This is a genomic window from Psychroserpens sp. (genome assembly GCF_045105015.1).
GTDB lineage: Bacteria > Bacteroidota > Bacteroidia > Flavobacteriales > Flavobacteriaceae > Psychroserpens.
Genome location: NZ_JBGCCX010000014.1, coordinates 1 through 22,979, shown reverse-complemented (window position 1 = coordinate 22,979; position 22,979 = coordinate 1). Strand labels below are relative to the sequence as shown.

The window sequence follows — 22,979 nt, the reverse complement described above, 5'->3', positions numbered from 1 at the left end:
TTAATCTTCAGCGTGTATACCTTTACTTCTTAAAGTATCTCTCATAAAATGATGTAATTCATGCATTTGTGCCATCCCTGTTCGCTTCCCTAAGCGTCCACCAAAATATAAAGCGACCCAAATTACAATGGTAAGTAAGGTAACAAATAGTTGAATGGCATAATTAGCATCTAAAGTCCAATTTACATAAGCCCAAATTGCAAATGCGATAAATAAGCCTGCTACCAGAAAATGAAAAAACATAAACATAGTCCACACTGTTGGATTAGGTCCGAACAACCCATAGATAATACTACCATCTTTCTCATCAAATTCGTTATTAATTTCTAAATGCAATTGTGGTGACCAGAAATGTTGTTTGTCTTTTGGGATTTTAATAAATACATGATCATCAACGCGAGACACGATAAAATCTGATTGCACAGATTTAGTGTCTTCAAATAACTTTAAAAGCATCTCGTTTTTATAATTAACATGAAATTTAAAACGAGGTCTTAAAACAATATCATTGGTTGTTGTAGACATTTTGGCTAAAAATAGTATTTCAAAGTACTAATTTTTATTCAATTAATTAATAGATTCCATGTTTACTGCAAAATTAACTGAGTATCAGTAGTTATTTAGTATCTTTGCAGCCGCTTACAGGATATGTAATGCAGAATAAAACGCAAAATTATGAGTAATATAGTTGCTATTGTCGGAAGACCAAATGTTGGAAAATCAACATTTTTTAATCGTTTAATTCAACGTCGTGAAGCTATAGTTGATGCCGTTAGTGGTGTTACTAGAGATAGGCATTATGGAAAAAGTGATTGGAACGGTAAAGAATTTTCTTTGATCGATACTGGTGGATATGTAAAAGGTAGTGATGACATTTTTGAAGCTGAAATTGATAAGCAAGTTGAATTAGCCATCGAAGAAGCGGATGCCATTATTTTTATGGTTGATGTAGAAACGGGTGTCACAGGAATGGATGAAGATGTAGCACGATTACTTCGTAAAGTTGAAAAGCCAGTGTTTTTAGCTGTCAATAAAGTTGATAATGGGAAACGTGCTGAAGATGCTGTAGAGTTTTATGCTTTGGGATTAGGTGAATATTTTACAATTGCAAGTATTAATGGTAGTGGAACAGGTGATTTATTAGACGCCTTAGTTGATGCTTTGCCTGAAAAAGACGAGGAAGAAGAAAAAGATGAGTTGCCTCGATTTGCAGTTGTCGGAAGACCTAATGCGGGTAAATCTTCTTTTATTAATGCACTTATAGGTGAAGATAGATATATTGTTACTGACATTGCAGGAACAACCAGAGATTCTATAGATACCAAATACAATCGCTTCGGATTTGAATTTAATTTAGTAGATACGGCTGGTATCAGACGTAAATCCAAAGTTAAAGAAGATCTAGAATTTTACTCCGTAATGCGAAGTGTTAGAGCTATTGAGCATTGTGATGTTTGTATGTTAGTTCTAGATGCCACTAGAGGTTTTGATGGTCAAGTGCAAAATATATTTTGGTTGGCTCAACGAAATAGAAAAGGGATTGTCATACTTGTAAATAAATGGGATTTAATTGAAAAAAATACGATGACGACTCGAGATTTCGAAAGACGTATCAGAAAAGAAATTGAACCATTTACTGATGTGCCTATTGTATTTATATCTGTATTAAACAAACAGCGAATTTTTAAAGCTATAGAAACTGCTGTTGAAGTATATCAAAATAGAAGTAAAAAGATAAAGACTAGTAAACTGAACGAGGTCTTATTGCCAATAATAGAAAATTATCCACCTCCAGCTTATAAAGGTAAATTTGTTAAAATTAAATATATCATGCAATTGCCAACTCCACAACCGCAATTTGCATTTTTCTGTAATTTACCTCAGTATGTAAGAGAACCTTATAAGCGTTATTTAGAAAACAAGTTAAGAGAACATTTCGATTTTAAAGGTGTTCCAGTTAGCGTTTATATGCGAAAGAAATAAAGTGTATCTTAGTTAAGATATTAAAAATGCCATCTCAGTTGTGATGGTATTTTTTTGTCTTGTTTTGAGTTGGTATTCTGTTTTTTATGAGATTATATAAATTATATTTTACAAAAAGTAAAGTAAGGTTTACTTTTTGTAAATATTTGTTTACCTTTGATAGGTAATTAAATCTTTATATTGATATGGAATCAAATTATTTTTTGCCTAACACTTATAAAATTCCAGGATGGATTTTATTGACTATTGGAGTCATTGCTGGTGTGTTTTTAACAATCTCTGAATATGAATCTGATTTATTAACAGTTAATGTTTTGGCTATTTTTAATGGAGACTCTTTATTTGAAAATAATTATGGCTTTTTTAAAATTCTTAAAAACAGTATTGTTGATGAAATCATAGCATTAACAATAATTATTGGAGGCCTGATGGTTGGTTTTTCTAAAGAAAAAGTTGAAGACGAATTTATTTATAAACTCAGAAAGGACTCCTTGGTTTGGGCGATTATTTTTAATTATATCGTATTAATGTTTGCCATCATCTTTATTTATGAATTTACTTTTTTTGATGTGTTAGTGTATAATATGTTTACCCCATTACTATTTTTTATTATTAGATTTAACTTTTTAAAAGCTAGAGCATAATTTCTATGAAAAATAATATCAAAATTGAGCGTGCTCGATACAATTTAACTCAAGGGGATTTAGCTGAAAAAATAGGAGTGAGTCGACAATCGATAAATGCAATAGAAAAAGGGAAGTATGTGCCATCTACACTATTGGCTATAAAAATTGCGAAGTTATTTAAATTACCAGTAGAAGAATTGTTTTTTTTAGAAGAAGGCGAGTAAAAAGTAGTATGCTACTACCAGCTTCCTCCAGCTCCACCACCAGAGAAACCTCCACCACCGAAGCCTCCTCCAAATCCGCCACCACCAAAACTTCCACCTGAACTGCTTCCAAAGCCTCCAGAGCTTCCGCCATAACTGCCTCGTCCCATATTACTCAATATAATAGCATCGAGAATACTTGTGCCATTGGTTCTGCCACCTTTACCATTATTTCCACCACCACGTTTATGTTTAGAAATGGCAATGATAAAAATAATGAACAGGATAAATAAAAAGAAAAAGAAGCCGATAGGAAAAGAATCTCCAGAATTACTTTGTCGAGTTCCTTGATAAGCTCCAGTCAAAACTTCAAAAATAGCGTCGCTACCATTGTTGAGTCCTTGATAATAATCTCCTTTTTTAAATTCTGGTATAATAACATTTCGTATCAACTCTCCAGTAATTCCTGCAGTAAGTCTGTCTTCAACACCATAACCAGGTGAAATCCAAATTTTACGATCATCTCTAGCTAGTAAAACGAATATACCATTATCTTCTTTGGCTTGACCAATTCCCCATTCATGTGCCCATTTAGGTGTAAGTAAACCAATATTTTCACCTTTAGTTGTTGCTATTATTGCGACTACAATCTGAGTAGATGTAGTGTCTGAATAGCGAATAAGTTTTTGTTCTAGATTATTTTTTTCAGAAGAAGAAAGCAGATTTACATAATCATAAACACTAGTCTGATCCTCAGGAATAGGAGGAATATCAAATTGAGCAAATACAGATTGAGCAAAACAGAATAATGATAAAACTAATATTAAAGCATAGTTTGGAGAACTAAGCTTCTTATCATTATTTTGAATTGAATATTGCATTTTAAAATCTATCCTTTAGAAATGTCGTTAGGTAATTCATTTATATCTCCATGAATCCAAGGAAAATGTGTTTCTAATTGTTCACCTGCTTTTAATATACCTTCGATTAAACCTTTTTTGAAATGACCATGTATAAAATGTGATTGTATCACATCTTTAGTCGCATCCCAAAATCCATTAGGAACAACATCATTAATTCCTTTGTCTCCATATATCACAAAGCTCTTATCGTCAACAGCTACATAAATTAGAACACCATTTTGCTGTTTAGTGTTGTCCATTTTAAGGTAATGAAAGACTTCCATGGCACGTTCAAAAGCATCCTTCTGTGAAGAATGTTCAATATGAACTCTTATTTCACCAGAAGTATTATCCTCAGCAGTTCTTATAGCTGAAATAATTTCTTGCTCTTCTTTGGCACTAAGAAAATCTTCAATTTTTGACATATTAATTATCGAAGTCGAATTCTACATCAACTGGCTTTTCAGCTCCAGCTTCGGCATCAAAATATGGCTTGTCGTCAAAACCTAGTACTCCTGCTAAAATAGAATTAGGAAATTCTTTAACATGAATATTGTAAGGCTTAATAGCTTCATTGTATCGAGTTCTCGCAGTCTGAATTGTGTTTTCAGTGCTAGTTAATTCATCTTGTAACTTTAAGAAGTTTTGATTTGATTTTAAATCAGGATAGCGTTCAACAGTTACCAAAAGGCTTTTTAAAGCGCCACTTAATCCACCTTGAACTTGATTATACTTTGCTAATTGTTCAGGAGTAACGTTTGAAGGGTCAATATTGATTGAAGTCGCTTTTGCTCTGGCTTCAATCACATCTTTTAAGGTGTTACGTTCAAAATCAGCTGCACCTTTAACGGTGTTTACTAAATTTCCAATAAGGTCATTTCTTCGTTGGTAAGATGTTTGTACATTTCCCCAAGCTTCACTCACGTCTTCATTGAGTTGAACTGCAGTATTGTTAAAACCTTTAACCCAAGAATAGGATCCTAAAAGGATTACTGCTATAATTATTACAGGAATGAGCCATTTTTTCATGATTAGTGTGTTTTAATTAGTGAATGTATTTGTTAGTTGCAGTAATTAAGAATATGTTACAACTGCGATTTAATTTTTGTAAGCTGTGCCTTTATACCTTCTAATTTATTGATGATTTCAAAATTATTCAAGGTTTGTTTTTTTCCTTCTTTAAGGTGTGTTTTTGCACCTTCTAGAGTAAAACCACGTTCTTTTACGAGGTGATAAATAAATTGAAGATTTTTGATGTCTTCAGGCGTAAACTTTCGATTCCCTTTGGCGTTTTTTTTCGGTTTAATAGCATCAAACTCTTTTTCCCAAAAGCGAATTAAAGAGGTGTTTACTCCAAAAGCTTTGGCGACTTCGCCAATACCATAATATCGTTTTTCTGGTAAATTTACGTGCATTAGTCTAAAGATTGATTTTCTAGGGATGCTTTTTCTAACAATCGCGCATATTCGTCTGCAGAAAGGTTTCCATAGTAAAAATTAATAGGATTAATACGTTCACCATCTTTAAAAACTTCATAGTGAAGATGAGGTGCTTCAGATCGTCCTGTGCTTCCAACAAAACCAATTAAATCACCACGTTTTACTTTTTGATTAGAACGGACATTGTATTTGTATAAATGCGCATATAAAGACACATAGCCGTAACCATGATCTATTCTAATATGCTTACCATAACCCGACGCATTGTTGTCAGCTCGAGTAACCTTTCCATCACCTGAGGCATAAACAGGTGTGCCTCTTGGTGCAGTAAAATCCATACCAAAATGAAATTTTCTTACTTTAGTAAATGGATCTGTTCTATAGCCATAACCAGAAGCCATGTGCTTTAAGTCTTCATTTTTCACAGGTTGAATGGCTGGTATTGCAGATAAAAACTTCTCCTTATCCTCAGCTAAAATTGCAATTTCATCTAAAGATTTAGATTGTACTACAATAGCTTTTTGAAGTTGGTCTAAGCGTTTATTACTTTCAACAATTAACGCAGAGTTATCATAACCTTCATATTTTTTGTATCTATTGATACCGCCAAAACCAGCTCTTCGTTGTTCAGAAGGAATTGGATTGGCCTCAAAATACAAACGATAAATTGCGTTGTCACGTTCTTCTACACTTTCTAAAACAGCAAAAGCATTATCAACACGTTTATTAATGAGTTTGTATTGTAATTGTAAATTGGCAAGTTCTCGTTTTAGTGCTCTTTCCTTTGGCGATTCAATGTACTGACTAGCAATAAATACAAATAAAAAACCAAATAAAGCTGAAGCGAGTATAAACAACATGGCAAACTTTATTGTAGTTCTTTTTTTACGCTCTATTTTTCGGTAAGAAAGCGTTTCAGAATCGTAATAATATTTTACTTTAGCCATATCTTAAAAAGTTCTATTTTTGCAAGAATAATAGAACAACACACAAATATATAAATTGTTTCACACTTTGAAGTCATTCGAACTTTAGTTTTAAAGATTTCATTATTATATGTGTTGCAATTAGTTAATATACAAGCATTTAATTTCGAATTATGAAGTCTCAAGACATTCGCAAAACATTTTTAAACTTCTTTAATGAAAAGAAGCATAGTATCGTGCCTTCAGCACCTATGGTTTTAAAAAACGATCCAACGTTGATGTTTGTCAATTCTGGAATGGCGCCTTTTAAAGAATTCTTTTTAGGGAACGCAGAACCAAAAAATAATAGAATTTCAGATTCTCAAAAGTGTTTGCGTGTTTCTGGTAAACATAACGATTTAGAAGAAGTTGGTTACGATACTTATCATCATACTTTATTTGAAATGTTAGGTAACTGGAGTTTTGGTGATTATTTTAAAAAGGAAGCTATTGCTTGGGCTTGGGAATTATTAACCGAAGTTTATGGAATAGATAAGGATATACTGTATGTTACAGTTTTTGAAGGAAGTGAAGATGTAGACCAATTGCCAATGGACAAAGAGGCTTACGATTTTTGGAAAGCATTTATACCAGAAGATCGTATCTTAATGGGTAATAAAAAGGATAATTTCTGGGAAATGGGAGATCAAGGTGTTTGTGGACGGTGTAGTGAGATTCACGTAGATATTCGTTCTAAAGAAGAAAAATCCAAAGTTGATGGTAAACTTTTAGTCAATATGGACCATCCTCAGGTTGTTGAAATCTGGAATCTTGTATTCATGCAATACAACCGAAAAGCTAATGGAAGCCTCGAACACTTACCTGAAAAGCATATCGATACAGGAATGGGTTTCGAACGTTTATGTATGGTCTTACAAGGTGTTCAGTCTAATTATGATACTGATGTTTTTACACCAATAATTAGAGAAATTGAAACAATTACTAACAAAGATTATGGTAAAGATGAAAAAACAGACATCGCAATTCGTGTCATTTCAGATCACGTTCGTGCTGTTGCATTTTCAATAGCTGATGGCCAACTACCAAGTAATACAGGAGCTGGTTATGTGATTCGTCGAATTTTACGTCGGGCTGTGCGATACGGATTTACATTTTTAGATAAAAAAGAACCTTTTATTTATAGGTTGGTTGATGTACTCAATAAAAAAATGGGAAAAGCATTTCCTGAACTCAAGGAGCAAAGACAATTAATAGAGAATGTTATTAAAGAAGAAGAAGCCTCTTTTTTAAGAACCTTAGATCAAGGTTTAGTACTATTAGATGGTATTATTTCAAGCTCGTCTTCTAAAGAGATTTCAGGAAAGAAGGTATTCGAACTCAAAGATACTTATGGTTTTCCAGAAGATTTGACAGATTTAATCCTGAGAGAAAAGGGATATTCATATAATCATGAAGAATTTCAACAAAAGCTTAAGGAACAACAAGAAAGAGGTAAACAAGCTTCTCAACTTAAATCTGATGATTGGACGATTATCATTGAAGATGAAGAACAAGAATTTATAGGTTATGATAGAACTGATGCTAATGTGAAGCTTACTCAGTATAGAAAAGTAACCTCTAAAAAGGATGGCGAAATGTATCAATTGGTGTTTAATTTGACACCATTTTATGCTGAAGGTGGAGGGCAAGTTGGTGACAAGGGATATTTAGAAGATGCCTCAGGTGATGTGATTTACATTGTGGACACTAAAAAAGAGAACAATATCATTATTCACTTTGCTAAAAGTCTGCCGAAAGATATTCGAGCTACTTTAAAAGCTTCAGTAGATACAAAGCAAAGACATAGAACTGAGTGTAACCATACTGCTACTCATTTACTACATCAAGCTTTACGCGAAGTGCTTGGAACTCATGTTGAGCAAAAAGGATCTGCTGTCCACTCTAAATATTTACGATTTGATTTTTCACATTTTGCTAAACTTACCGTAGAAGAATTACGTGATGTAGAAAACTTCGTTAATTCAAGAATTGAAGGTAAATTAGCTCTAGAAGAACAGCGTAATATTCCAATGGAAACAGCAGTGAAAGAAGGCGCTATGGCATTGTTTGGAGAAAAGTATGGCGATACAGTTAGAACAGTTCGTTTCGGACAATCAATTGAGCTTTGTGGAGGAACACATGTTCGTAATACAGGAGATATCTGGCATTTTAAAATTGTATCTGAAGGTGCAGTAGCAGCTGGAATTAGACGTATTGAGGCAATTACTAACGATGCTGTTAAAGATTTTTATTTTGAAAATAACAGAGCTTATTTCGAAATGAAAGACTTGTTGAATAATGCCAAAGAACCTGTCAAAGCTTTACAAAATCTTCAAGATGAAAATTCAGATTTAAAGAAACAAATCGAGAATTTGCTAAAAGAAAAAGCAAAAGGTATTAAAGGGGATTTGAAAAATGAAATATCAGAAGTTAATGGTGTACAGTTTTTGGCTAAAAAAATAGATTTAGATGCGTCAGGTATAAAAGATTTATGCTTTGAATTAGGCAGTCAGTTCAATAATTTATTCTTGTTATTTGGAGCCGAAAATAATGGTAAAGCAATTTTATCATGCTATATTTCAAAAGAGCTTGTCGCTTCAAAAGAATTAAATGCTGGAACAATTGTTAGAGAATTAGGGAAACATATCCAAGGTGGTGGTGGTGGTCAACCTTTCTTCGCCACAGCTGGTGGGAAAAACCCTAACGGTTTAGATGATGCTCTAAATGCAGTTAAATCATATTTAGAATAAATCAATAATCAAAAAAAATAGCTCATGAATGTACATTTTATAGCCATTGGAGGTGCAGCAATGCACAATTTAGCCATCGCTCTACATAATAAAGGTTATAAAATCACAGGAAGTGATGATACTATTTTTGATCCTTCAAAATCTCGTTTAGACTCTAAAGGCTTACTACCCGAAACTTTCGGATGGTTTCCAGAAAAAATATCTAAAAACCTAGATGCCATTGTTTTGGGTATGCATGCTAAAGCAGATAATCCAGAACTATTAAAAGCTCAAGAACTCGGATTAAAAATCTATAGTTATCCCGAATTTTTATATGAGCAATCTAAACATAAAACTAGAGTAGTAATTGGTGGAAGTCATGGTAAAACCACTATTACTTCAATGATTTTACATGTGATGCATTATCACGATCGTGATGTAGATTATATGGTTGGAGCACAATTGGAAGGTTTTGATGTGATGGTCAAACTTACAGAAGAAAATGACTTTATTGTTTTAGAAGGCGATGAGTATTTGAGTTCTCCAATAGATCGTAGACCAAAATTTCATCTATATAAGCCTAATGTTGCTTTATTAAGTGGAATTGCTTGGGATCACATTAATGTATTTCCAACTTACGAAAATTATGTTGAGCAATTTTCCATTTTTGTAGATAGTATTGTAAATGGTGGAAGCATTAATTATAACGAAGAAGATTTAGAAGTTAAGCGTGTGGTTGAAACTTCTGAAAATCCTATACGAAAACTAGCATATCAAACTCCTGAATATCGTGTTGAGAATGGTCAAACTTTATTAGAAACTCCTGAAGGTGAATTGCCTATAGAAATCTTCGGAAAACACAATTTAAATAACCTTGCTGGTGCAAAATGGATTTGCCAGCATATGGGAATTGATGAAGATGATTTTTATGAAGCAATAGCTACATTTAAAGGCGCAAGTAAGCGTTTAGAAAAAATTGCAGAATCTTCTAATAGTGTAGCTTATAAAGATTTTGCACACTCACCAAGTAAAGTAGAAGCTACCACAAACGCTGTTAAAAACCAATATAGCAACAGAACTCTGGTGGCTTGTTTAGAACTACATACTTACAGTAGTTTAAATGCTGAATTCTTAAAAGAGTACAAAGGTGCTTTAGATGCGGCAGATGTTGCTGTAGTTTTTTATTCTCCACATGCTGTAGAAATTAAAAAATTAGACGAAGTTTCACATGAACAAATCGCCAATGCTTTTGAGCGTGATGATTTAATAATATATACCAATCCAGACGATTTTAAAGATTTCTTGTTCTCTCAAAACTTTGATAATAAAGCGTTGTTATTAATGAGTTCAGGTAATTATGGAGGCTTAGATTTTGAGGAAGTAAAAAATCTATTTAAATAAGATTCGTTAGCCTTAACTTGTTTCAGGATCTCATTATTTTTTAATGTTTGCAATAACTTTATTTTTACCTCGTTACCATTTGAAACCAATTAGTTACATACTGAAAAATTACGTTTATTAATCAATTTCTAAAACAATAAATTATTATGAAACGCATTCTTGTCATAATATGTATTTTTTCTTTATTCTTTTCATGTTCTAATGACGATTCTAATACACCAGAAGCACAAATCGAAAATTTTTATGCGTTAACCGTTGGTAATTCTTGGGAGTATAGATGGTATAGCTTTAATCCACAAGCAGGATTAAATCCAACAAACGTAACTGAGTCTATTTCAATAGTAGATACACAAAGCATTAATGGTAATTTATTTTATAAGTTTAAAAGAGTTGTTGATGGTAACGATATTGGAAATATTACATTTCCAGATAATGGAGAATACTTCGAGTATTATCGAGATTCATTAGGGTTTTTGGTAAATGAACTAGGAGGTGTTAAATTCGTTAATAGTACAACAGAGGAATTTGTTATTCTAGACTATCAAGCTAATAATTACGCAGCCTTTGGTCAACTAGCAAATGCAAGTTCTGAGTTTATAACCGAAGCAGGTACCTTTAACTGTTTGGAAATGAAAATTCGCTATGAGGATGAATTTGGTAATAATATGCCTGCCATTAATAGACATTTCTATGCAGATGGCATTGGTTTGATTAAAGACGAAGTTGTGTTTATTGCTAGTCCAGATAGCGCTGGTCATCAACGACGACTAGAGTCTTATGATATACAATAATTTCTATTTAAAGCCTGAATTAATGTCCGAAAGATGAAATATGTTCATCTAACTCTTCAATTGTAGATTCAAATTCGAATGCATTATTGACTTTCCAATAATTCTCAGGATTAAAACAATATGAAAACGCGAACTTAGCATATTCTAATTTAGTGTCTTCAAAATCAAATAAGCTTGTAATCTGGGAAACTTGTGCAGATGTTAGACAATTTCCTTTAGTGATTTGTTTTGCTAGTGTTAATTTAGAATCTGAAAACGTTTTACTTCTTATGGACTCTAATGCTTGATTGAAATCAGGACCTGTCATTGCATAACAACCAGTATCTTCAACAATAACAACGTCAGAAGGAGTTCCAATTGTTGTCGTAGTTGTTTGAGTCGTTGTCGTTGAAGAACCTGTATTTACATTGATTCCAACACCAACATTTGTACCACCAGTATTAACGCCAACACCAATATTAATTTGGTCGCCATTACCCGAAGATGTCGTTGTGGTTGTTTGAGTAATTGTTTGAATAGGAGGTAAAGGGTTTGCATTATAATGAATTATAGATACATTACTTGGTGGTGGTAATATTTGCTGAAATGGTGTAAATGAGTAAAACCTTAATTTTTTTCCTCGTTTTGTTGTTTTGATTTTATAAACAAATTCTCCATGTCTATTATCTACATCAACAACCATTAAATGTCTTTTTTCTAACACAGGTATAGATTCATCAGCAAAAATGATTTTGGTATCATAATACTCGTTAATAAGATAATCTACTGCAATATTAACAACTGGCTCTTCATTTTGTCTGATCCCATTTAGAATCACATAAAATGGTTCGCCATCTTCTGAGAAAATTGTTAATCTGGATTCCTGTGCTGAAGCAAATAAGCTTATGAGTAAAACGGCTAGAATGGTAATTTTTTTCATGATAGTTGATTTTTAAAAACTATAGCTTTTCAAAAGCTGTGCCAAAAATAATATTTATTTAGTAAAATTTAATTATGAAAACACTTTATCCAAAAATTGTTTAATGCTTTCTTGATTTGATTTTATCAATTCAGATCTAGCAGCTTCAGTATCTTTTGGTTTTTTGTCCTGAGATAATTTAAACTTCCCTTCCCAATCTGAAATAGTAATTTCAAACATTTTTATATAATCTAGATTTCGATCTAACCTTGGGTTGTCGGGTTCTAAAACATATCTGTGTTCAGGTTGTTCTAAAAACTCAGTCATCGAAATTAAGGATTGCTTTAAAGATGCTTTACTTTCAATAGCTTTTACATTTCCTTTTAAATGGACTTTAATATAGTTCCAGGTTGGTAATTGAGTCGTACTATAAACACTCGGTGAAATGTAACACTGTGGTCCAGAAAAAATAAGTGTGACCTCATTGTTATTATTTAAAAAATTAGCCTGAGGATTGTAGATGTCGATATGGCCAATTAGCTTGTTGTTCTCAAAAATTAAAGGCAAATGTGTAATCAATGGTTGGTTTTTATATATAGAAATGATTGTTGCTAAAGGATAAGTCTTAATGACTTCAATTAAATGCTTTTTATTATCGTCTAGATGATGTTTTGGAGGATATTTCATATAAACATAGTATATATTCTATATATAATTTAAATTTGTGCTTTTGAAAGTTACAATATATCTATAAAATGACTAAGAAATCTAGTTCGTTTTCTATTAAAAATTGGTCGCAAGACGATCAGCCAAGAGAAAAACTTCGTGACAAAGGGAAATCTGCCTTAAGTGACGCCGAATTAATTGCTATTCTAATTGGCTCTGGAAATAGAGATGAAAGTGCTGTCTCTCTAAGTCAGCGAATTTTAGCAAGTGTTGATGGTAATTTAAATGCTTTAGGCAAACAGTCATTAAAACAATTAATGATTTTTAAAGGTATTGGAGAAGCAAAAGCAATTACTATTGCAGCTGCACTTGAATTAGCGAGGCGAAAACGTTCAAATGAAGCGCTTAAAAATGATAAAATAAATTCAAGTACTTCTGTTTTTGAATTAATGCAACCTGTAATAGGTGAGTTGCCTCATGAAGAATTTTGGATTATTTATTTGAATAATTCTAATAAAGTCATTCAAAAAAACCAATTAAGTAAAGGTGGAATTACTGGAACTTTAGTCGATGTGCGTTTGGCTCTTAAAACAGCTTTAGAAGTTGGTGCTGTTGGGTTAATCTTAGTCCATAATCATCCTTCAGGAACTTTAAAGCCTAGTGAAGCAGATAAAAACTTGACTCAAAAGTTGAAAACGGCTGCTCAAAGTCTTGATATAAAAATCTTAGATCATCTAATTATTACAGAAAGTAGTTATTTTAGTTTTGCCGATGAGTCTCTGTTGTGAAAACATCTTGAGTAAATTTCTAAATTCCAATTATAAAATGACGATTATCCATTCGTAATTTGGTACTTTTAAGAACTGGAATCTGAGATTAATTATGCTCCTCGTTTATACACACAAAATAACACCTCGATTACGTTACACATTTAAACATTTGTGTACACGAATATTAGGTATTCCAGTATCATTTACGACAACTATTGAAGATTTCATTGCCCACGAAAGCATGAAAATGTCTTACACAAAGCAACCTTTAAGTAATGAGATTTTTATTAGAAGTCATGAATTGCTTTTTGAACAAGGTCTTTCAGATATTGATATAAGTGTTCAGAATTGGAAGGAAACAAAAGGTTTTTTTTCTACAGGGGAAAAGAGTAGTTTGCCTTTCGATATTTTTGCTGCTTCTTTTTATTTACTTAGTCGTTACGAAGAATATTTACCACATGTAAAAGATGATTATGGACGATTTTTGGCTTCAGAAAGTATTGCTTTTAATAATGATTTTTTAGAGCAACCTGTAGTTGATATTTGGGCTTATAAACTCAAAGCTGTTTTAGTTAATAAATTCACTAACTATAACTTTCCAAAACGATCCTACAACATAAAGCCTGTAATTGATGTGCCTAGGGCGTTTTATTACAGAAAAAAAGGTTTAATTAGAACTGTTGGAGGCATTTTTAATGACTTAATTCGACTTAGGTTAAGACGTTTGTATCAAAGAGCATTAGTTTTATCTGCTTTTAAAAGAGATCCTCATGATACATTTAAATGGATAATCAATAAGCAAAAAAATAGTCGTTTCAAGTTTGTGGTTTTATTTTTAATTGGAGATTATTCTACTTACGATAAAAATATCAGTATCAATAAAAAAGAATTTGTTTCACTTATAAAGTCTGTAGCAGACTACTGTAAAGTTGGTTTAAAGGCATCATACTTTGCATTAGATAATATTTCTATTTTGAAAAAAGAAAAGAAAAACATGGAGGCTATTGTTAATTATGAACTTCAAGCATCACGTCATTCTTTCTCAAAACTAAATTTACCAAAATCCTATCGTCATATGGTAGAATTAGAGATTAATGAAGATTATACGATGGGTTATATAAAAGAATTAGGTTTTAGAGCTGGTACTTGCACGCCTTTTTTGTTCTATGATTTAGATTATGAAGTACAAACACCTTTGCAAATTTATTCCTTTCATTGCCTTGATGCCGCATTATTGAAACATCAATCACAACTAGATAAAATAGAAGCTATTCAGCGAATAATGCAACAAGTAAAAAATGTTAATGGAACATTTACACCAATTTTTCATAACTATAGTTTTAGTGATGATTTACTTTGGGAAGGCTATAGAGATTTATTCACCATGATATTAGATTCAGCAGATGAAAATTAAAGATATTAAACATGTGTTTTTTGATCTCGATCATACACTTTGGGATTTTGATAGAAATTCGGCATTAACGTTTCATAAACTTTTTGAAATTCATAATTTAAACATTAATAGTACTCAGTTTTTATCTGTTTATGAACCCATTAATTTAAGTTATTGGAAATTGTATCGTGAAGAAAAGATTGATAAACCAAATCTACGCTACAAACGTTTGAAAGATACTTTTGATGCCATAGAATTTGAAGTTTCAGACAATACAATTAATCAATTGTCTGAAGATTATATTACTTACCTCACAACATTTAATAATCTTTTTGAGGGCACTTTTGATATTTTAAATCACTTAAAAGGGCAGTATCAATTGCACATAATAACCAATGGTTTTGATGAAGCACAGCAGAAGAAAATGGATAATGCCAAGATATCTCAATACTTTGAAACAATCACTAATTCTGAAATTGCAGGAGTAAAAAAACCAAATCCTATTATTTTTGAATATGCTTTAAAAGTTGCTAATGCTAAACCACATGAAAGTATCATGATTGGAGATAGTATAGAGGCTGATATTATGGGAGCTCTTGATGTTGGTTTTGATGCCATTTTGTTTAATTATCACAAGGTTAAAGCTGAAGCGCATATCAAACAAGTGAGCTCGCTTTTAGATTTAAAAATGTATCTTTAACACCGAAAAGAAATCGTTATTTATGAAAAATATTACAGTTTTAGTTTTGTTTTTATTTGCCTTCAATTCATACTCACAGAGCGAATTGAGTATGTATGAAATTAACAATTATAAGTATATCATTATTCCCGAAAAGTTTGACTTTCTTAAAAGAGCAGACCAATATGATGTTAATTCTTTAACTAAGTTTTTGTTCAATAAATATGGATATAACACCTATTTTGATAATGAAGAATTACCAGTAGATTACATTAAAAACAATTGTTTAGGTCTTGTCGCTAATGTTATAAAAGCTAAAGGAGGTTTCTTAGGTCAAGGTTTACAGATTAATCTAACAGATTGTAACAACAAAATTATAATATCTTCAAAAGTAGGTAAGTCTAAAGAAAAAGAGTTTACTAGAGCTTACAATATGGCATTGCGTGAAGCTTTTACTATGTTTAAGTACTTCAAGCATGAATATTCTCCTAGTGAAGAAATTAAGGCAACTCTGTCAAGTAGTAATTCGGAAAGTAATGGTAATCAACAGCAAAAGATAAAACAACTAGAACAGGAAGTTGCTGCACTCAAACAAAATAAAGAAGCTAATCGAGATGAAATTATTGCAGTAATCGAAACACCTTCAAAAGAGGATAAAACGGAAGCTTCTAAAACAACTAATGCTACTAATGTTTTATATGCACAACCTATAGATAAAGGGTTTCAAGTTGTTGATAGTTCACCAAAAGTGGTTATGATTCTTTTAGAAACTCCTAAACAAAACACGTTTATCGTAAAAGATCAAAATGCTATTGTTTACAAAGAGGATGGATTTTGGTATTTATCTACAAATGACGGTACGTCTACATCTTTAGAAACCTTGAATATTAAATTCTAATAATTGTATTTGTCTTTCCAGCGTTGTTTTAAAAATTCACGTTGTGCTTGTTCTCTAGAATTGTTTCCAGGTTCATAGAGTTTCGTGTTTACTAGGTCTTCTGGTAAAAATTCTTGATTTATAAAATTATTGTCATAGCTATGGGCATATTTGTAATTATCGCCATAGCCTAATTCTTTCATTAGTTTTGTAGGCGCATTTCTAATCGAAAGTGGGACAGATAAATCACCTGTTTCTTTTACCAATTTTTGAGCTTTACCAATGGCTTCATATGCGGCATTACTTTTTGGAGATGTTGCTAAATAAGTTGCACATTGACTCAAAATGATTCGAGATTCTGGATGACCTATAATTGAAACAGCTTGAAATGTACTGTTTGCAATTACAAGGGCTGTCGGATTAGCATTACCAATATCTTCACTAGCTAAAATAACTAAACGTCTCGCAATAAATTTTACATCTTCACCACCTTCAATCATTCGTGCCAACCAATAAACAGCAGCATTGGGATCACTTCCTCTTATCGATTTTATAAATGCAGAAATAATATCATAATGTTGTTCTCCAGTTTTGTCATATCGAACAGTATTATTTTGCACTTTTTCTGAGACAATTGTATTAGTGATCACTATAGCTTCATCTGGATTGAACGACGTGACAATGAGTTCAAAAACGTTTAATAATTTTCGTGCGTCTCCTCCAGAGATTCTCAATAAAGCTTCGGTTTCCTTTAACGTAATACTTCGTTTTGATAATAGATTATCTTCTTTAATGGCACGTTTTAAAAGTGCTTCCAGATCTTTTTTGTCAAATGCATTTAAAACATAAACCTGACATCTTGAAAGCAAGGCAGGAATGACCTCAAAACTTGGGTTTTCAGTAGTAGCTCCAATAAGTGTTACCCAACCTTTTTCTACTGCTTGTAATAAAGAGTCCTGCTGCGATTTGCTAAATCGATGAATCTCATCAATAAACAAAATAGGATTTTTTGTTGTAAATAAGCCACCACTCTGTTTTGCCTTATCAATGACCTCTCTAATGTCTTTAACTCCAGAATTTATTGCACTTAATGTGTAAAAAGGCCTGTTAGATTCGTTAGCAATAATATTAGCAAGTGTAGTTTTTCCAGTTCCTGGAGGTCCCCAAAAAATCATGGAGGCAATAACTTCATTTTGTAATTGTTGAGTTAAAACTCCTGTTTTACCAACCAAATGCGACTGACTTAAATAATCGTCAAGAGTTTGCGGACGTAATCGTTCTGCTAAAGGTTCGTTCATAATGTAAATTTACAAAACCGATGTGACAATATTTCATAGTTTGAATAAATGGAGAACATTTTGATAATTAAATTATAAATTTGAAAATGAGTCAAAATCATCAACATTTTAGATATTCTACAGGAGTCATTGCATATCCTGTGTTTTTTGTGCTTTTGATTTGGATTGTTTTCTGGATGCAAGTACGCTTCTTTCCTGCAATAAAAAACTTTGGAGTCTACCCTCAGAAGTTAGAAGGCTTGAGTGGTATTGTTTTTAGTCCATTTATACATGCTGATATTCAACATTTATATCACAATAGCATTCCTCTATTCATTCTCTCGGTTGCTTTGTTTTATTTCTATCGTAAAATTTCATGGAAAGTAATTCTCTATGGCATTCTGCTTTCAGGATTAATTACTTGGATTATTGGCAGACCTTCCAACCATATTGGAGCTAGTGGTTTGGTATACGTACTTGTGAGTTTTATTTTTTTTAAAGGTGTTTTTGCTAAGCATTATAGATTGATTGCATTATCTCTTATGATTATTTTTCTCTATGGAAGTATGATTTGGTATGTGTTTCCAGTAAAAGACGGCATGTCATGGGAAGGTCATTTAGGAGGTTTGATTTCCGGATTACTCTTTGCAATTATATTTAGAAAATCAGTAGCAAAACCTGAACGATATGTTTGGCAACAGCCAGATTATAATGAAGATGATGATCCCTTTCTTAAGCATTTTGATGAAGATGGAAACTTTATTGAAAATTTAGAACCCGAAGAAATTCTAAAAGATTTATCTTTAGAAGAAAATAAAGTAAAAATCACCTATACTTTTAAAGAAAAGAAAGATTAAAGTCGTTGTCTCACCGCTTCATACAAAAAGGCTCCACAAGCTACAGAGACATTTAGAGATTCAATCTCACCTAAAATTGGAAGTTTAGCTTTTTCATCTGAAACTTTTAATACGGAAGGATTAATACCTTTACCTTCAGATCCCATGACGATAGCACAAGGCTCTTCAAAAGACACATCGTAAATGGTGTTTTCTGCTTTTTCGGTTGCTGCTATCACTTTAATTCCAGATGCTTGCATGTAAAACACTGCATCTTTAATGTGATCAACTTTACAAATAGGAATTTTGAAAATTGCACCAGCACTCGTTTTTACAGTATCTCCATTTACAGGTGCACCTCCTTTTTTTTGAATGATAATACCTGAAACTCCAGTGCATTCAGCTGTTCTTATAATAGCGCCAAAATTTCTAACATCACTTAATTGATCGAGTAGGAGGAATAAAGGTGTTTTGTCAGATTCTAAAACTGTTTCTACTAAACTTTCAATACTATAAAATGAAATTGGAGCAATTTGAGCAATTGCACCTTGATGATTTTGTTTAGAAAGTCTATTTAGTTTTTCGACAGGAACATAAGAAATATTAAGACGTTCTTTTCTAAGTAAGTCTTCCAATTCTGAAAACAAATCGCCTCGCAAACCTTTTTGTAAAAATACTTTGTCAATATTTTCACCAGATTTTACGGCTTCAATAACAGCTCGAATTCCAAAAATGGTCGTTTCTTTTTCCATGGCTCAAAGGTATAAAAAAACCATTCTAAAAGTAGAATGGTTTCTAATGTATTGTTTGGTAATTATCGTTTTATGATTTTTCTACTAATACTTTTGTTACCAGAGTGAATTTTTACAAAATAAACACCAGCATCAAAATTAGAAATATCAATAGAGACACTACTATTTGTTTCATAAACTTTTTGTCCTAAAATAGAATGAAATTCAATTTTATCGATTGTATTTGATGAAGCAATCGTTAAATAGTTTAAAGTCGGATTAGGAAATAATTTAAGATCAGTAATCTCAAAATCATTGATGCTCAAATTTTCACATGGTGTTAAATCTGGATTTAATTCAATAGGCGCACCAGGTGTTAAATCTCTTCCAATGAATGCTGAATAATCTGGAGCATATTTTATGGCTCTAAATAATATATTGTTTGAAGGTGAATTGCCTTGAGTTGTAATAGAGCCATTTGCATTGCTTAATGGGTTTACATACCTCCAAACTTCATTTTCGTTACTGTCAATCTCAAAAACTTCACCAGAATTTCCTTCACATATTAAGAGATTTCCATTTTGTAAACGTTGTGCACTACTTACAATAGGGGAATTAAACTCAGAGGGAGTAGAAGATAAATCTGAGTAAGTGTATTCGGCTACAATTGGACCAAAAGCTGTATTTGGAGTATACTCATATACTCCAGGACTTGTGGTTGGAGGATTAACGATATTAACTTCTGAAAATTCAGGAAATCTTCCATTTCCATTATTAAAAATGAGGAGTTTGCCAGCATCAATTAAACCTTCTTCTATAAAGTGTGGATAATGTTGTCCAAATAAAATCTGATCAGAAGAAGTTCCTTGTCTGTAAGCTATCGGATTTCCCCACCTGTATAAAAAATCACCACCTTTTCCATAAACTCCACCTGTACTTGATGCAGATTCGCTAATTGTAGTTGAATGATCTATAATATAAATTTCACTAAGATTTCTTGAACTAATAACGATTTGATCAAGGTCTTCATTATACTGAATAGAATTGAAGTGTAGCCAATTAGCAGCGCCAGAACCTCCATTTAAAAAGTTGATGTCTAACTTCCCAGGACTCATTGCTACATTTCCAAAATTATCTTTTGCAGTATCAAAATCTTGAATTAAATGATCTTTTACGTTCCATTCCCAAACTACATTTGCTTGATTTGTTCCAACAGGTTCTACTTCAAATATACGCTCATTGTATAACCTAGTTTCACTTAAATTGTTTGGGTCTCTTCCAGCATCTATTGCTTCTGTCTCAGTCATTGTAGTCACTGCTAGAATCAATACGTTTCCATTAGGCATTGGAAAAATATCATGATGTTGTCTAAAATTATTTGAATTGTATAAGTAAGACCATATTAAATCACCATCCCAATTAAATAATTCAATAGCTCCTCCTTGTCCACCAAAAGTGATGTTACTTGAGTTGTCAGTAACGCGTCCAGCTCTTAGTAAGTTGCCGTTAGGTAGCAAATACACAGCATTTCCTGGAGGATAATTGCTAATCCATTCATTAACGACTTCTCCACAATTATTTAACAAAAAAGATTTTTTATGTATTGATATCAAAGTGTATGCATCAAAGGCATCTTCTGTAATTGAAATTGTTCCAACAGTATTTTGACCTTCAATGAAGCTAAAAATCAAAATCGTAAAACAAAGAAGTAATTTTTTTTTCATAGCTTAATTTTTCTTTGTGTATTCAGTAGCTTTTATTTGCAAAACTAATACATAATTAATGAAGTGCTTTATGCTGTTTTGAATTTAACATTACTAAGATTAGTAATATTTACTCTAAAATAGTGCTGTTAAACTAATATGCACTTTGGAGTCAGATAGTTTGAAGCGTTGATTTTCCGTTTTGCCACTTGTATAATTAAAGCGAAACAATCCTGCTTTGCTTAGTAGACCAAATCCAAAACCAAATCCGAATAGTTTTCCTTTTTGATCACTAATCGTATTTTCAAAATAGGCAGCATCAATGACAGAGTGTACATAAATATCTCGATTTAGTCGATAGCGATATTCTGTATTTATCACTCCAAACAGATTAGCAAATAAGCTGTTCTCTTCAAAACCTCGAATAGAATTTATGCCTCCAAATCGAGGTAATTCATTTTCGAGATAAGTGTCAGAATCTATTATTTGACCATTACCTCTTATGTAAATGCTGTTCTGATCATTCAGATTAAATATTTTGAAAGCATTTAATGTAAATTTTGTCTGGTCTTCATTTGTGTCATCAAACGCTCTGTTTCCAAATCCAGCAGTAATATCAAACAGAAAATTTATCGGAAATAGAAAATCATAATTCTGTCGTTTGGTATAAACATAGTTGGTAAAATAGTAGCTAGAACTAAAATCATTTACAGATGAAATTTCTGTGTCTAATAAATCTGAAGAATTAACACCACTAAGACCTATGCCTACAACATGGTTAGAATTGATTTGATAATTAAGTTTGGCAGATTGCCTTGCAGTAACAAATGTTGTGTCTTTTCTAAATATATTTAAATTGACCTCAACACCTAAAGGTGAACCAAACATATAAGGCATTTTGACATTGCCATCAAAGGTTTGTTGGTCATTTTCATCACTTTTATATAGTAATTGTAAAGTTTCTCCATAATTAAGATTGTTAGTAAGACTCAAATTAAGGTAACCGTCAAACTCAATTTTATTTGTGTCCTCATTAGTACCAAAACCTAAAAAACCATCAAACGTATTACTTTTCGCTTTTTCTATGTACATATATAATATGGTAGAATCTTTTGTGAAAAGAACTTCAGGTTCTTTAATTTGATTGGCAAAACGTAAATCATTTAGTTCCGTAGTTTTTTCTTTAATTTGTGAGAGGTTGAATTGTTGTCCGAGTTTAATTTTCATGTAACGCTTGACAAATGTCTTCGGGAATTTTTCATAGCCCTTGATGATTATTTTGTCGATAGTTCGGTCAATTGGTTTCGATATTTCTAAACTAGCACTAAGACTTGTGCTACTGGTCTGCTCAATATCTATAAGTTGTAATGTAGAAAACGGATTTCCATTATTCGCAATTTCAGCATTAATGAAATCTAAGGTTTGTTCTAATTTTGATAGTTCTAATGTAAACGAGTTTCCTTCCGAATTTAAATCACTTAATTTTAAAATAGCATCATCGATTAAACCGTTGTGGTGAATGGTAATGTTTTTATATTGTGTTTTTAAACTAAATTCTGCTCTATACAATGAATCATTATCTTTTTTTAGATTTAGTAATTTGCTATTGATGTACCCAATAGTTAAAAATTGCTTAGATAACGAATCTACTTCATTTCTCAATGAGTTAAAATCTTTGAAGTATTTTTTATAACCTAAGGAATCTATGATTTTAGTTTCTTTGTCATCAACTCCAGAAGCTTTAAGTTCTATGTTTTGTGAATAAACTTGCACAAAAAAAAGAACAAATATGAGTAATGAATAATGTCGAAACTTATGAATCATGAACTAGATTAGTTTTCAAAACTAACGCAAATTAACTAGTAAAAATATGTAAGAGATAAAATAATTTGGTAAACTTTTTAAAATTAATGGCTAAGCATTTGAAAAATTGATATTTATTTCTACCTTTGCAGCCCTCAAAGTAGAGGGTTAAATAAAATTTATATAGAAATATATGCCAACAATTTCACAATTAGTACGAAAAGGAAGAGCCAAAATAACCAAGAAGAGTAAATCGGCTGCTTTAGATTCGTGTCCACAAAGACGTGGTGTGTGTACTCGTGTTTAC

At 32.0% G+C, this 22,979-nt stretch carries 23 protein-coding genes and 1 pseudogene; 12 read left to right on the top strand and 12 right to left on the bottom strand.

Annotated elements, in window-relative coordinates; all coding sequences use genetic code 11:
* Positions 1-525: a GTP-binding protein gene (locus AB8B90_RS01105; RefSeq protein ID WP_405332816.1), complete on the bottom strand. Its 525-nt coding sequence runs from the start codon at positions 523-525 to the stop codon at positions 1-3.
* Positions 526-675: 150 nt separating this feature from the next.
* On the opposite strand from AB8B90_RS01105, the gene der reads away from it, so the two are divergent.
* From der to AB8B90_RS01090, 3 genes are all read left to right on the top strand, one after another.
* A complete protein-coding gene (der, locus tag AB8B90_RS01100) occupies positions 676-1,983 on the top strand; it encodes a ribosome biogenesis GTPase Der (RefSeq protein WP_405332814.1) in 1,308 nt (435 codons plus the stop codon).
* Between the two features lie 185 nt (positions 1,984-2,168).
* Complete coding sequence (locus tag AB8B90_RS01095) at positions 2,169-2,627, top strand: hypothetical protein (protein ID WP_405332812.1); 459 nt, start codon at positions 2,169-2,171, stop codon at positions 2,625-2,627.
* On the top strand, positions 2,627-2,833 hold the full coding sequence (locus tag AB8B90_RS01090) for a helix-turn-helix transcriptional regulator (RefSeq protein ID WP_405332835.1): 207 nt from the start codon (positions 2,627-2,629) through the stop codon (positions 2,831-2,833). The genes AB8B90_RS01095 and AB8B90_RS01090 overlap by 1 nt, the downstream gene beginning before the upstream one ends.
* Before the next feature lie 14 nt (positions 2,834-2,847).
* Here AB8B90_RS01090 and AB8B90_RS01085 read toward each other — a convergent pair whose 3' ends face one another.
* The 5 genes from AB8B90_RS01085 to AB8B90_RS01065 are packed head-to-tail and all read right to left on the bottom strand — an operon-like array spanning position 2,848 to position 6,100.
* Entirely contained in the window at positions 2,848-3,693 is an 846-nt protein-coding gene (locus tag AB8B90_RS01085; RefSeq protein WP_405332810.1) for a TPM domain-containing protein, read from the bottom strand.
* Positions 3,694-3,701: 8 nt separating this feature from the next.
* Positions 3,702-4,139, bottom strand: coding sequence for a TPM domain-containing protein (locus AB8B90_RS01080; RefSeq protein WP_405332808.1), 438 nt, complete (start codon positions 4,137-4,139; stop codon positions 3,702-3,704).
* Position 4,140: 1 nt separating this feature from the next.
* Positions 4,141-4,743: a LemA family protein gene (locus AB8B90_RS01075; RefSeq protein WP_405332806.1), complete on the bottom strand. Its 603-nt coding sequence runs from the start codon at positions 4,741-4,743 to the stop codon at positions 4,141-4,143.
* A 56-nt stretch (positions 4,744-4,799) separates the two neighbouring features.
* On the bottom strand, positions 4,800-5,129 hold the full coding sequence (locus AB8B90_RS01070; RefSeq protein WP_405332804.1) for a MerR family transcriptional regulator: 330 nt from the start codon (positions 5,127-5,129) through the stop codon (positions 4,800-4,802).
* Positions 5,129-6,100 carry a M23 family metallopeptidase gene (locus tag AB8B90_RS01065; RefSeq protein ID WP_405332802.1) on the bottom strand — a complete coding sequence of 324 codons (972 nt, stop codon included), beginning with the start codon at positions 6,098-6,100 and terminating at the stop codon, positions 5,129-5,131. Before AB8B90_RS01065 ends, AB8B90_RS01070 begins: the two co-directional genes overlap by 1 nt.
* Before the next feature lie 152 nt (positions 6,101-6,252).
* Here AB8B90_RS01065 and alaS point away from each other — a divergent pair, with 152 nt between their 5' ends.
* From alaS to AB8B90_RS01050, 3 genes are all read left to right on the top strand, one after another.
* Positions 6,253-8,868 (top strand): alanine--tRNA ligase, encoded by a 2,616-nt coding sequence (gene alaS, locus AB8B90_RS01060; protein ID WP_405332800.1) that lies wholly within the window; start codon positions 6,253-6,255, stop codon positions 8,866-8,868.
* A gap of 24 nt (positions 8,869-8,892) precedes the next feature.
* The gene (murC, locus tag AB8B90_RS01055) at positions 8,893-10,248 is read left to right on the top strand and encodes a UDP-N-acetylmuramate--L-alanine ligase (RefSeq protein WP_405332798.1); all 1,356 of its coding nucleotides are present in this window, start codon (positions 8,893-8,895) and stop codon (positions 10,246-10,248) included.
* 146 nt (positions 10,249-10,394) lie between these two features.
* Entirely contained in the window at positions 10,395-11,039 is a 645-nt protein-coding gene (locus AB8B90_RS01050) for a hypothetical protein (RefSeq protein WP_405332796.1), read from the top strand.
* A gap of 19 nt (positions 11,040-11,058) precedes the next feature.
* Here AB8B90_RS01050 and AB8B90_RS01045 read toward each other — a convergent pair whose 3' ends face one another.
* Both AB8B90_RS01045 and AB8B90_RS01040 read right to left on the bottom strand, forming a co-directional pair.
* Entirely contained in the window at positions 11,059-11,958 is a 900-nt protein-coding gene (locus tag AB8B90_RS01045; RefSeq protein ID WP_405332794.1) for a DUF4476 domain-containing protein, read from the bottom strand.
* A gap of 72 nt (positions 11,959-12,030) precedes the next feature.
* The gene (locus AB8B90_RS01040; RefSeq protein ID WP_405332792.1) at positions 12,031-12,624 is read right to left on the bottom strand and encodes an FMN-binding negative transcriptional regulator; all 594 of its coding nucleotides are present in this window, start codon (positions 12,622-12,624) and stop codon (positions 12,031-12,033) included.
* A gap of 68 nt (positions 12,625-12,692) precedes the next feature.
* On the opposite strand from AB8B90_RS01040, the gene radC reads away from it, so the two are divergent.
* The 4 genes from radC (at position 12,693) to AB8B90_RS01020 (ending at position 16,343) form a co-directional block, all read left to right on the top strand.
* Positions 12,693-13,391, top strand: coding sequence for a DNA repair protein RadC (gene radC / locus AB8B90_RS01035; protein ID WP_405332790.1), 699 nt, complete (start codon positions 12,693-12,695; stop codon positions 13,389-13,391).
* Between the two features lie 94 nt (positions 13,392-13,485).
* Positions 13,486-14,787: a polysaccharide deacetylase family protein gene (locus tag AB8B90_RS01030; RefSeq protein WP_405332788.1), complete on the top strand. Its 1,302-nt coding sequence runs from the start codon at positions 13,486-13,488 to the stop codon at positions 14,785-14,787.
* The gene (locus tag AB8B90_RS01025; RefSeq protein WP_405332786.1) at positions 14,777-15,466 is read left to right on the top strand and encodes a YjjG family noncanonical pyrimidine nucleotidase; all 690 of its coding nucleotides are present in this window, start codon (positions 14,777-14,779) and stop codon (positions 15,464-15,466) included. Before AB8B90_RS01030 ends, AB8B90_RS01025 begins: the two co-directional genes overlap by 11 nt.
* Positions 15,467-15,488: 22 nt before the next feature.
* Positions 15,489-16,343: a hypothetical protein gene (locus AB8B90_RS01020; RefSeq protein WP_405332784.1), complete on the top strand. Its 855-nt coding sequence runs from the start codon at positions 15,489-15,491 to the stop codon at positions 16,341-16,343.
* On the opposite strand, the gene AB8B90_RS01015 is transcribed toward AB8B90_RS01020, so the two are convergent.
* Complete coding sequence (locus tag AB8B90_RS01015; RefSeq protein ID WP_405332782.1) at positions 16,340-17,620, bottom strand: replication-associated recombination protein A; 1,281 nt, start codon at positions 17,618-17,620, stop codon at positions 16,340-16,342. The two genes, AB8B90_RS01020 and AB8B90_RS01015, sit on opposite strands and share 4 nt — an antisense overlap.
* An 86-nt stretch (positions 17,621-17,706) precedes the next feature.
* Here AB8B90_RS01015 and AB8B90_RS01010 point away from each other — a divergent pair, with 86 nt between their 5' ends.
* Complete coding sequence (locus AB8B90_RS01010) at positions 17,707-18,456, top strand: rhomboid family intramembrane serine protease (RefSeq protein ID WP_405332780.1); 750 nt, start codon at positions 17,707-17,709, stop codon at positions 18,454-18,456.
* Here the strand turns inward: AB8B90_RS01010 and rlmB are convergent.
* The 3 genes from rlmB to AB8B90_RS00995 form a co-directional block, all read right to left on the bottom strand.
* Positions 18,453-19,187: a 23S rRNA (guanosine(2251)-2'-O)-methyltransferase RlmB gene (gene rlmB / locus AB8B90_RS01005; RefSeq protein WP_405332778.1), complete on the bottom strand. Its 735-nt coding sequence runs from the start codon at positions 19,185-19,187 to the stop codon at positions 18,453-18,455. The two genes, AB8B90_RS01010 and rlmB, sit on opposite strands and share 4 nt — an antisense overlap.
* A gap of 62 nt (positions 19,188-19,249) precedes the next feature.
* On the bottom strand, positions 19,250-20,890 hold the full coding sequence (locus AB8B90_RS01000; RefSeq protein ID WP_405332777.1) for an aryl-sulfate sulfotransferase: 1,641 nt from the start codon (positions 20,888-20,890) through the stop codon (positions 19,250-19,252).
* Positions 20,891-21,004: 114 nt separating this feature from the next.
* Positions 21,005-22,693, bottom strand: coding sequence for a POTRA domain-containing protein (locus AB8B90_RS00995; RefSeq protein ID WP_405332775.1), 1,689 nt, complete (start codon positions 22,691-22,693; stop codon positions 21,005-21,007).
* 172 nt (positions 22,694-22,865) lie between these two features.
* Here AB8B90_RS00995 and AB8B90_RS00990 point away from each other — a divergent pair.
* A pseudogene (locus tag AB8B90_RS00990) lies at positions 22,866-22,979 on the top strand (30S ribosomal protein S12); the annotation flags it as partial.

Bases quoted from the DNA above. Each gene is read 5' to 3' on its own strand.
- AB8B90_RS01065 (WP_405332802.1), bottom strand. From the start codon at position 6,100: ATGGCTAAAGTAAAATATTATTACGATTCTGAAACGCTTTCTTACCGA.
- AB8B90_RS01020 (WP_405332784.1), top strand. From the start codon at position 15,489: ATGAAAAATATTACAGTTTTAGTTTTGTTTTTATTTGCCTTCAATTCA.
- AB8B90_RS01010 (WP_405332780.1), top strand. From the start codon at position 17,707: ATGAGTCAAAATCATCAACATTTTAGATATTCTACAGGAGTCATTGCA.
- AB8B90_RS01050 (WP_405332796.1), top strand. From the start codon at position 10,395: ATGAAACGCATTCTTGTCATAATATGTATTTTTTCTTTATTCTTTTCA.
- AB8B90_RS01085 (WP_405332810.1), bottom strand. From the start codon at position 3,693: ATGCAATATTCAATTCAAAATAATGATAAGAAGCTTAGTTCTCCAAAC.
- AB8B90_RS01040 (WP_405332792.1), bottom strand. From the start codon at position 12,624: ATGAAATATCCTCCAAAACATCATCTAGACGATAATAAAAAGCATTTA.
- AB8B90_RS01025 (WP_405332786.1), top strand. From the start codon at position 14,777: ATGAAAATTAAAGATATTAAACATGTGTTTTTTGATCTCGATCATACA.
- der (WP_405332814.1), top strand. From the start codon at position 676: ATGAGTAATATAGTTGCTATTGTCGGAAGACCAAATGTTGGAAAATCA.
- AB8B90_RS01080 (WP_405332808.1), bottom strand. From the start codon at position 4,139: ATGTCAAAAATTGAAGATTTTCTTAGTGCCAAAGAAGAGCAAGAAATT.
- AB8B90_RS01030 (WP_405332788.1), top strand. From the start codon at position 13,486: ATGCTCCTCGTTTATACACACAAAATAACACCTCGATTACGTTACACA.
- AB8B90_RS01045 (WP_405332794.1), bottom strand. From the start codon at position 11,958: ATGAAAAAAATTACCATTCTAGCCGTTTTACTCATAAGCTTATTTGCT.
- AB8B90_RS01105 (WP_405332816.1), bottom strand. From the start codon at position 525: ATGTCTACAACAACCAATGATATTGTTTTAAGACCTCGTTTTAAATTT.
- AB8B90_RS01095 (WP_405332812.1), top strand. From the start codon at position 2,169: ATGGAATCAAATTATTTTTTGCCTAACACTTATAAAATTCCAGGATGG.
- rlmB (WP_405332778.1), bottom strand. From the start codon at position 19,187: ATGGAAAAAGAAACGACCATTTTTGGAATTCGAGCTGTTATTGAAGCC.
- AB8B90_RS00995 (WP_405332775.1), bottom strand. From the start codon at position 22,693: ATGATTCATAAGTTTCGACATTATTCATTACTCATATTTGTTCTTTTT.
- alaS (WP_405332800.1), top strand. From the start codon at position 6,253: ATGAAGTCTCAAGACATTCGCAAAACATTTTTAAACTTCTTTAATGAA.
- AB8B90_RS01075 (WP_405332806.1), bottom strand. From the start codon at position 4,743: ATGAAAAAATGGCTCATTCCTGTAATAATTATAGCAGTAATCCTTTTA.
- AB8B90_RS01015 (WP_405332782.1), bottom strand. From the start codon at position 17,620: ATGAACGAACCTTTAGCAGAACGATTACGTCCGCAAACTCTTGACGAT.
- AB8B90_RS01070 (WP_405332804.1), bottom strand. From the start codon at position 5,129: ATGCACGTAAATTTACCAGAAAAACGATATTATGGTATTGGCGAAGTC.
- AB8B90_RS01000 (WP_405332777.1), bottom strand. From the start codon at position 20,890: ATGAAAAAAAAATTACTTCTTTGTTTTACGATTTTGATTTTTAGCTTC.
- murC (WP_405332798.1), top strand. From the start codon at position 8,893: ATGAATGTACATTTTATAGCCATTGGAGGTGCAGCAATGCACAATTTA.
- radC (WP_405332790.1), top strand. From the start codon at position 12,693: ATGACTAAGAAATCTAGTTCGTTTTCTATTAAAAATTGGTCGCAAGAC.